This is a genomic window from Lishizhenia sp., from assembly GCF_033720595.1.
In the GTDB taxonomy this organism is placed as follows: Bacteria; Bacteroidota; Bacteroidia; order Flavobacteriales_D; family Crocinitomicaceae; genus Lishizhenia.
Map to the genome: position 1 here is coordinate 1 of NZ_JAWWCF010000162.1, position 7,107 is coordinate 7,107.

The 7,107-nt window shown below is 36.2% G+C and carries 6 protein-coding genes; 2 read left to right on the forward strand and 4 right to left on the reverse strand.

The window, feature by feature from the left end:
* Positions 1 to 153 precede the first annotated feature (153 nt).
* Together R3333_RS11170 and htpG are read right to left on the reverse strand one after the other, a co-directional pair.
* On the reverse strand, positions 154 to 993 hold the full coding sequence (locus tag R3333_RS11170) for a TerB family tellurite resistance protein (RefSeq protein WP_318958861.1): 840 nt from the start codon (positions 991 to 993) through the stop codon (positions 154 to 156).
* Positions 994 to 1,032: 39 nt separating this feature from the next.
* Positions 1,033 to 2,922 carry a molecular chaperone HtpG gene (gene htpG / locus R3333_RS11175; protein WP_318958862.1) on the reverse strand — a complete coding sequence of 630 codons (1,890 nt, stop codon included), beginning with the start codon at positions 2,920 to 2,922 and terminating at the stop codon, positions 1,033 to 1,035.
* Between the two features lie 230 nt (positions 2,923 to 3,152).
* On the opposite strand from htpG, the gene R3333_RS11180 reads away from it, so the two are divergent.
* A complete protein-coding gene (locus R3333_RS11180; RefSeq protein ID WP_318958863.1) occupies positions 3,153 to 4,160 on the forward strand; it encodes a hypothetical protein in 1,008 nt (335 codons plus the stop codon).
* Positions 4,161 to 4,203: 43 nt separating this feature from the next.
* Entirely contained in the window at positions 4,204 to 4,836 is a 633-nt protein-coding gene (locus tag R3333_RS11185) for a ribonuclease H family protein (RefSeq protein ID WP_318958864.1), read from the forward strand.
* A 10-nt stretch (positions 4,837 to 4,846) separates the two neighbouring features.
* On the opposite strand, the gene R3333_RS11190 is transcribed toward R3333_RS11185, so the two are convergent.
* Both R3333_RS11190 and R3333_RS11195 read right to left on the reverse strand, forming a co-directional pair.
* Positions 4,847 to 5,956 carry a glycosyltransferase gene (locus R3333_RS11190; RefSeq protein WP_318958865.1) on the reverse strand — a complete coding sequence of 370 codons (1,110 nt, stop codon included), beginning with the start codon at positions 5,954 to 5,956 and terminating at the stop codon, positions 4,847 to 4,849.
* Positions 5,957 to 5,959: 3 nt separating this feature from the next.
* Positions 5,960 to 7,107: polysaccharide biosynthesis C-terminal domain-containing protein (locus R3333_RS11195; RefSeq protein ID WP_318958866.1), on the reverse strand; the 1,148-nt coding region annotated here is incomplete at its 5' end.

The following is a 7,107-nucleotide window of genomic DNA, read 5'->3' on the forward strand; positions in this document are numbered from 1 at the left end:
GTAGTGTAATTAATTGTTTCATGTTTTTTATTTAGGTATTTACTATTTTAAGTTGATCGCTAAAATAATTATTCTCTTTTAATGCAATATGGATTCATATCAAAAAAGCACAACCCTTTTGAGTTGTGCTTTTCCTGCTAAAACTAAAATCTTCTATTTTATACCTCTTGCTTTTTTAATGGCTTCGTAGGCATCATTGATTTGTTGGAATTTCTCTTTGGCGCCTTTTTGATATTCATCTCCCATTTGGGCCACTTTATCCGGGTGGAACTTGATGGCCATTTTACGGTAGGCTTTCTTTATTTCATCGTCCGTTGCAGCCTTGGTAATTCCTAAAATTTTATAATCGCTGTCTGTATCTCTTTGGAACATGTTTTTCACAGAGGTATAATCACTCGTTCCTACGCCTAATAAGCGAGAAATACGGTTGATTAAATCACTTTCTGCTTTGCTTACACTGCCATCTGCTTGAGCAATTCCGAAAAGGTAGTGGATCAATTGTGTGCGCATGGCAGGCTGCATACGCATGTTAACGTCTCTGCAGATTTCATCTATAGGAATTGAAGGGGTATCTAAAAATTGCTTTAAGGTTTGTAAATGAGTTGTATTGAATTGGTTTCCAAATTGTCTGGAAAAGAATTTTTTTACATAGTTCAACTCTACTTTCAATACTTTACCATCTGCTTTCATTACTGCTGCTGATAAGGCAATTAACATGGTTGGGAAATCGTATTGCTGACTTTGTCTTTGGTAATAGTTAAAGATGTCTTGCGGATTTCCATAGCTTCCCCCGCCAGTACTTGCTCCAGCACCAGCTCTGTTAAAAGCACCTTGAAAGTCGCCATTTTGAAAGGCGTTGAGTTGCTTTTTTAGAACTGGGTAAACATCAGCGATGGCTCCAATGAAGAATCCAAATATCGCCCAACCTATGCTGTATCCAAAAAATAAAAAACCTAATGCTGCAAAAATGAATTTATAATATCCTGTTCCCATAGTATAAAAAAAGGGACGCCGAAACGTCCCTTTCGTGTGTTATATTAATTCTACACTTCGTTTTACGAAGTCGTTTAATTTCTCTCCCTTTAGTAAGCCTTGTGCTAATAAAGCAAGGTCTGCCAATTGTTTGGCTTTGTTTTCTTTTACTGAACTATCAGCTTCTCCCAAAATGTCAGAAATCTTAGGGTGATTGCTGTTAATTACCATGTTGTAAGTTTCAGGGAAAGCACCCATAAATCCAGCACCTCCGTATTTCTGTTGCTCCATCATTCTTCGGATGAATTCTGGTTGTGTCAATACAACTGGAGCGTCTGTTTCAGACATGCTTTCGAATTGTACTTTGTATTTTTCACTGTCTACAACACCTTCAAACACCGGTTTTAAGGCTTCTTCGTCCTCTTTAGAAAGTTTAGAAGGAATATCATCTCCTTTTGCAATTAACTTGTCTAAAGTATCAGCATCTACACGTGCAAAGCTTACATTCTCGAACTTGCTTTCGATGTTAGAAATCCAGTGCGAAACCAATGGACCGTCTAACTCTAATACTTCGTAACCTCTGTCTTTCGCAGCTTGTACAAAGCTGTATTGCTCGTCTTTATTGTTGGTGTATAAGAAAACTGTTTTACCGTCTTTATCAGTTTGAAGATCTTTTACCTTTTCTTTGAATTCTTCAATTGTAAAGTATTTATCTTCTGTTGTTTTTACCATAGAGAAAGCTTTCGCTTTGTCAGCAAATTTCTCATCAGACAAGGTTCCGTACTCAATAAAGATGCGTAAATCTTCGTATTTGCTTTCGAAATCTTCTCTGTCTTTGTTGAACATCTCACGTAACTTATCCGCTACTTTTTTGGTGATGTGAGAAGAGATTTTCTTCACATTGCTATCACTCTGTAAGTAAGAACGAGAAACGTTTAATGGAATATCTGGTGAATCGATAACCCCGTGTAATAAGGTTAAGAATTCAGGAACGATTTCCTCAACACTGTCCGTAATAAATACTTGGTTAGAGTACAAGTTAATTTTGTTACGTTGTACTTCTACGTTTTCCTTAATCTTAGGGAAGTAAAGAATACCTGTTAAATTGAACGGGTAGTCTACGTTTAAGTGAATGTGGAACAAAGGCTGGTCAAAGCTCATTGGGTACAATTCACGGTAGAAAGTACCATAGTCTTCATCTGTTAAATCAGCTGGTTTCTTTGTCCAAGCAGGAGCAGGATTGTTTACTTGATTTGGTACTTCAACACTAATTTGTTTTACCTTATCGTTTTCATCTTTTTCTCCAGAAGGATCGTCCTTTGTTTCTGTTTTCGTACCAAAAATTACTGGAATTGGTAAGAATTTACAGTATTTGTCAAGTATACCTTGGATTCTGGTTTTTTCTAAAAATTCTTTAGACTCTTCAGAAATGTGAAGAACGATTTCTGTTCCTCTGTCTGCTTTGTCAATTTCAGTAATCGTGTACTGAGGATCTCCGTTAGATTCCCATTGAACTGCTTGTGCACCTTCGTAACGCGCTAATGTTCTTATTTGAACTTTATCAGCAACCATAAAGGCAGAGTAGAACCCTAAACCGAAGTGTCCGATAATGTTTTCTGCACCTTCTTTACCTTCGTATTTTTGAACGAATTCTTCGGCTCCAGAGAAGGCAATTTGATTGATGTATTTATCAATCTCCTCAGCTGTCATACCAATACCATTGTCTTTAATGGTTAAAGTTTTAGCTGCTTCGTCTAAAATTACCTCAACTTGTAAGTCACCCATTTCACCGGTGTACTCACCATTGTTGGCAAAGAATTTTAATTTTTGAGAGGCATCAACTGCGTTCGATACTAACTCTCTTAAGAATATCTCGTGGTCAGAATACAAGAACTTTTTAATGATCGGAAATATGTTTTCCGTTTGTACATTAATATTACCCGTTTTCATATATATTAATTTGCGTTGTGTTTGGCTCCTGTAAGTCAATCTTTATGCCAGTGGAGTTCTGCTGACAAATTGACGGTTTTATAAAGTGTAATGCGACAAATTGTAGAAAGTAACAGGTGAAATTTGTCAGATGATAAAGTTTAGATATGTATAAACTTCTCACGAAATGTAATTTTTTGTATTGTTTTTCAGGCTGAAGCTGAGTATTTTAGGTAGTTAAATATGTCGTTATGAAAAAGCTACTACTCATTTGTCTATTTATTCCCTTCTTACCTTTTGCACAAGAAGATACCATTCAAGAATTAGAGGGGGTGGATATCAGTGCCTTTCAGCAAGTAAAATTACCTACGCTTGAGGATGAATACGTCTTGGATTATTTATTCGATGGTGATGATATCGTGCTTTTATCTAAAATAAAGTTAGTGTATGTATTAAGAAGAGTAAATGCCAAATTCGAAGAATTAAGACGTACCACACTTGATCAAAAACCAGAGGGGTTTTATACAGATTGTATGGGGTACCATCATTTATTTACTTCAGATTCTGCCTATCAAATCTATTTCCATGAACATGAAGTTGAATTTTTATATCCCATGCAAAAGGATAAATTTTTATCGCTCCTGTCCAATTGTGTTGGAACAACCGATAAAGGCTTGGTTTATGAAACTTTTTTGAATAAAAATCAAACGCATATGTTTATAGAGTTTGATACGGTGAATGATGTTAATAACCTACTTTATATGTCCAATGATATGGAGAACTATTACAGTTTGCTGGAAGACCAAATCAGACATGAACGAGAGTGGGCGGCAAACATAAATAACTTATCAGCTATGGGGATTAATTTTAATCATATGGTTCTATCGAAAGAGGCTTATGTTCCATTTTTCAACATAGATACAGGTTACGTCATATTAAATCACAAAGAAAACATTGGTATCAAAGGGAGCTCCTTTGAAAGTCAAGAAATATTTGATATCATTTATCACCATAAAGAAAGTTGGGCAGATCATATTATTCAAGCAGAAAATGGCGATGTGTTTTACGCGAAGTTATTGGATGGAGGATTGATAATGGTTCAAGACTTGGGCAATGATTTTAAAGAAGGTGGTAAGCTTACCCACATTCATAAACATACCTTTCCTCAACAAATTAAAATAAAAGATGGCTATCTCTATTACTTGGCAAGAGAACACAAGGAAGATAGTTACATCAAGCTGTGGAAAGTTAAAGTTTAATTTTCTTCACCAAATTCTTTTCCTTCTTATCTTAGTCGCATCTATGGCAAGGAAAAAGCAAAAATACTATGTGGTTTGGGAGGGACATGAACCCGGGATTTATACTTCTTGGGCAGATTGTAAACTTCAGATTGAAGGATATACCAATGCCAAGTACAAAAGCTTTTTAACCAAGGATGAAGCGGAACACGCCTTTGCTGGAAGCTATGAAGAGGTGAAAGGAAAGAAGTCAGGTGCTACCATCTCTCGCGAAGACATGGTTAAACAAGGTATTGAATTAAACTCTATCTGTGTGGATGCTGCCTGTGCTGGTAATCCTGGTAAAATGGAGTACAGGGGAGTATATACAAAAACAGGAGAGCAGCTTTTTATAAAGGGTCCTTATCTAGACGGTACAAATAACGTTGGAGAATTCTTGGCACTTGTACACGGTTTAGCTTTGTTAAAGCAAAAGGGGAGTACCATGCCCATTTATTCAGATTCAAAAATTGCAATCTCTTGGATCAAACAAAAGACCTGTAAAACCAAGTTGGCGAAAACAGAGAAAAATCAACAACTACATCAATTAATTGCACGAGCTGAGCATTGGCTACGCACCAATCAATACTCTACAGAAATTCGTAAATGGGAAACCAAAGTCTGGGGAGAAATACCTGCAGATTTTGGGAGAAAGTAAATACTGCGTCTTAAGCTTTTGGATAAACTTTTTTTAATTTATCTATGATAATTTGTGGGGAGTGAAGCGCATTAGCGGCCTGACTTATTTCTTCAGGACTATATTCACTTTTTAGGATAGTTTCAATTCCTTTTACCCATGCTTCAAGTTTGTTCTCAACCAATACTCTACCTTCCGGAATAGTTACCTCTGGGATGGGGTCGATGTTAGAAATCAAAATAGGTCTTCCCGCCATTTGTGCCTCAACACTTACTACACAAAAGGTTTCTGACCGTGTGCCGTGCATAAAAAAATCACTTTGGTTGAGGAAAGCGTTTATGGCTGCAGGATCTTGAAGTCCTTTAAAATCTATTGTTAAAAAGGTACCACAAAGTGCCAGTAGTTCTTCTTTTATAGTGCAATATCCACAATGTATCAATTGAATGTTTTGCTGATGCTTTTCTGCATAAGAATTCAAAGCTTCAACCATTAGTTTGGGAAGCTTGGTGTTGTATTTGCTATCATTCCAAGTACCTATAGCAATGGCAGTGGGTTGTTTATTGTTTTGCGGGGGGTGAGGAAAGAAATTCTTTTTTGAAATAACATTGGGTACTACTTCTTGGGGGGTAGTAGGAACCAGTTCTGAGATGATTTCTTGAAGCTGTTTAGAAACCGGAAGAATGTATTGTGCTTTTTCCAAGGCTTTTCTATAAGCCCTGCGGGTAATCATCGAATGGAAATAACGCTTGAATTGGGAGTGATGCTCACTGATAAGGTAGGGGGTGTTCGTTTGTGAAGATAGGTATTCTGCCATCACACCATTTGGATGTGTTACATTCGCATGGATTATATCGTATTTCTTGTTTTTTATTGTTTGGAGGACCGTTTTCCATACCAACAGTTTTTGAAGAAAGTAAAAGAGATAAATAAACTTCCAGAACCTTGAACTAATTTCAATCTCTGTATGGAAAGGCTCTATTTGGTGTACTTCCTTCTTAAAAATCTCTTTGCCCGAGTGTATGTTAACGGTAATTAAATCTACCTCGAAGTGTTCTTGGATGAGTTCAAAATGCTTAGCAATAAAAGCACCGTTTTTACTTTTCGCATTGGGATACCAGTGACTTGTAAAAAGAACTTTCATACTTTACTTCTTTTGAGTTAATACTTTCAACTTGGCGATTAGACCGGATCTTTTGACGTAAATGAGAATAATACCTAGCGCTAATAGATTTAAGAAAATACTCATTTGCCAAGTAATATGTACAGTATACTGTAATACGCTGATTAAAGCCAGTCCCAATAAACTAACCAATAGAATCTGACGGAGTGCTTTGGTGATTACTTTCAATTTTAATTTATGCGATACAAAGATCAATTTAAAGATATTGATTACCGATAAACTAATTCCTGTGGCGAGAGCTGCACCAGCAACACCGAACCATTGAATGAAACTATAATTTAAACCAAAGTTGAGCACCGCTAGCACGAAAATGCTGTAGGTAGTGACTTTATAGTATTTAGATAAGTTAATGATTAACCCATTTATACCGGTTGCATTTACTATAAACTGACCCATCCCAAAGAACAAAATTATCCAAAATGAATCTTTTAGGTTTTTAAAGACCAAACCTTCTAACCAATTGATATTAATCAGAAGAAGAGAAAGTAAAATACTGCTCACCAATATCCCGTACTGAGCACTTTGTTGGTACATCTTTTCAATTTCCTTATTCTTGTTCTGTTTCCACCAATTACTCACCATAGAGTACATGATTTGGAACAAAGGACGCAAGGGAATTGAGACCAAGGTTGTTAAATAAATAGCCGTTTTATACTTACCAGATTCCACCTCACCACTGGCCAATAAAGCTCCAATCATAAGAATATCTATGTTGCTAACAAATGAAGAACTAAATCCTGCAACTATCGTGTAAAACCCATATTGGAGATATTCCTTAATCGGCATTCCACGTTTGAAAGCAAAGAGATCTTTTAAGGCAAAAACTTTACTTCTGATCAAATTAAAGAAAGCAAAGAGGAGTACAATTAAATAACTCAATACATAGAGATAAACAAAATCTACAAAGCTCAAGTCAAATAGAAGGTAGATACCTATAGAGGCTGTTTGAATTAAACGCAATAAGAATTCTCTTAAAAAGAACACCTGGGCAGATTTATAGCTAATGATGAGATAAGAGCAAAGTAACTGAAAAAGTGTGTTGAATAGAACAAAGAAGGGGATGGTAAGTAGGAGGGAGAGGTTACTTGTCCAATCCCCGTTATACTTACTAA